Raw genomic sequence first — 2,026 nt, forward strand, 5'->3', positions numbered from 1 at the left:
GCTGGGCGCGCGCACCAGCTGCGGCGCGCCGTCGAAGCTGGCCAACGACAGCTGGCTGGCGCGCGCCGTCATCGCGGCCGAAGACCAGCGCTTCTTCACCCACGCCGGCTACGACCTGACGGAGATCGTCGCGTCGATCGACAACAACCAGAAGGAAGGCCAGCCCAAGCGCGGCGGCAGCACGCTCACGCAGCAGCTCGCCAAGATGCTGGTGACCGGCAGCGACCGCACCGCGGAACGCAAGCTGCGCGAGCTGCTCTACGCGGTCGAAATGGAACAGACCCTGGGCAAGGCGCGCATCCTGCAGCTCTACCTGGACAACGCGCCGTGGGGCGGTAACCTGTGCGGCGCCGAAGCTGCCGCCCGGCGCTATTTCAAGCGTTCCGCGCGCAGCCTGGAGCCCGCGCAGGCGGTCTGGCTCGCGTCCATGCTGCACAAGCCGCAGGCGGTGCTCGAGCAATGGCGGCGCGACGGGCAGATCGACCCGGACCGCACCAAGTGGGTCGCCGAGAGCGTGCGCGGCATCAGCCGCAACCAGCGCGAGTCGCTGCTCAAGAGCGTGGCGGCCGCCAGATTCACCGCACCGGAGGCCTTTCCATGAACGAGGTCGAGGCCATCGAGCGCGCCACCGTGGCCGCCGTGTCGCCGCTGGTCGTCGAAGAGCTCGACGGCTGGCTGCTGCCCTTCGACGACGGCACCGTCAAGCGCGCCAGGTCGGCCGTGCCGCTGCACCGCGAGCCGGTCGCCGGCCGCACGATCGACCGCATCGAGGACCGCTACGACCGCCGGCACTTCGTGCCCGCCTTCCGCCTGGCCGATGTGCCCTCCTTCGTGGCGCTGCAGTCGGAGCTGGAGCAGCGGCACTACGTCGGCGACTCGCCGACCTGCGTGCAGATCGGCTCCGCACGGCGCATGCGCGAGGTGGCCGCGGCCGGCGCCCCGCTGGCCGATGTCGACCTGGCGCCCGACGACGCCTGGGCCACCCTGTTCCTCGGCGAGGGCTTCGATCCTGTGGACGGCGCCCACCGCGTGCGTGCGCTCTCGCGCGCCCAGGGCTCGCTCTATGCCAGCGTGCGCGAGGGCCGCCGGACCGTGGCGGCCGGCGCCATGGCCTTCGGCCACGGATGGGCCAGCGTGCACGGCATGCGGACCGAGCAGTCGCAGCGCGGCCGGGGCCTGGCCGGGCGCGTGCTGGCAGGCCTTGCGCAGGCGGCGCTCGCGCGCGGCTTCGAGCAGGTGTTCCTGCAGGTCGACGCGCACAACCTGGCGGCCCATGCGCTCTACCGGCGCGCCGGTTTCTCGACCCGGTGGCAGTACCGCTACTGGCAGCGCCAGCAGTGGCCGCGCTGAAGACAGGCAATTCCTACCGGGTGGCGCGGTCGGGCCGTTAGTGCCACCATGGCTGCATGACGAATGCAAACCACCACGCCAACCACCCGACCGATCCCGTGGCCACGCCGCGCGGCATCGACCACATCGTGGCCGGTGTTTCCACCAGCGATGGCGACGGCGTCAAGCTCACCCGCGTGCTGCAGCAGCCGCTGCAGAAAAGGCTCGACCCCTACCTGATGCTCGACGCCTTCGGCAGCGACAACCCGGGTGACTACATCGGCGGCTTTCCGAGCCATCCGCACCGCGGCTTCGAAACCGTGACCTACATGATCGCGGGCCGCATGCGGCACCGCGACAGCGCCGGCCACGAAGGGCTGCTGCAGAACGGCGGCGTGCAATGGATGACGGCCGGCCGCGGCCTCGTCCACAGCGAACTGCCCGAGCAGGAGGACGGCCTGATGGAAGGCTTCCAGCTCTGGCTCAACCTGCCGGCCAAGGACAAGATGCGCGAGCCCTGGTATCGCGACATCCAGAGCGAGGAGATTCCGGAATACACCACCGCCGCGGGCGTGCACGTGCGCGTGATCGCGGGCGCGAGCCACGGCATCGAGGGCGCGGTGCGGCGCGAGCACACCGAGCCGCTCTACCTCGACATCACGCTGCCGCCCGGCGCCGAGTTCGCCCAGCCCCTGCC

At 71.2% G+C, this 2,026-nt stretch carries 3 protein-coding genes; all 3 read left to right on the plus strand.

The window, feature by feature from the left end; genetic code table 11:
• Nucleotides 1-601 (plus strand): biosynthetic peptidoglycan transglycosylase (locus AC1DOC_RS31200; RefSeq protein WP_478131279.1); only part of this gene is annotated, 601 nt, incomplete at its 5' end.
• Nucleotides 598-1,350 carry a GNAT family N-acetyltransferase gene (locus AC1DOC_RS31205; RefSeq protein WP_027729753.1) on the plus strand — a complete coding sequence of 251 codons (753 nt, stop codon included), beginning with the start codon at nucleotides 598-600 and terminating at the stop codon, nucleotides 1,348-1,350. The genes AC1DOC_RS31200 and AC1DOC_RS31205, both read left to right, overlap by 4 nt.
• A 56-nt stretch (nucleotides 1,351-1,406) precedes the next feature.
• A partial coding sequence (locus AC1DOC_RS31210; protein ID WP_478131280.1) for a pirin family protein occupies nucleotides 1,407-2,026 on the plus strand: 620 nt, incomplete at its 3' end.

Source organism: Variovorax sp. 01T439_2, assembly GCF_056398445.1.

Bases quoted from the DNA above. Each gene is read 5' to 3' on its own strand.
- AC1DOC_RS31205 (WP_027729753.1), top strand. From the start codon at position 598: ATGAACGAGGTCGAGGCCATCGAGCGCGCCACCGTGGCCGCCGTGTCG.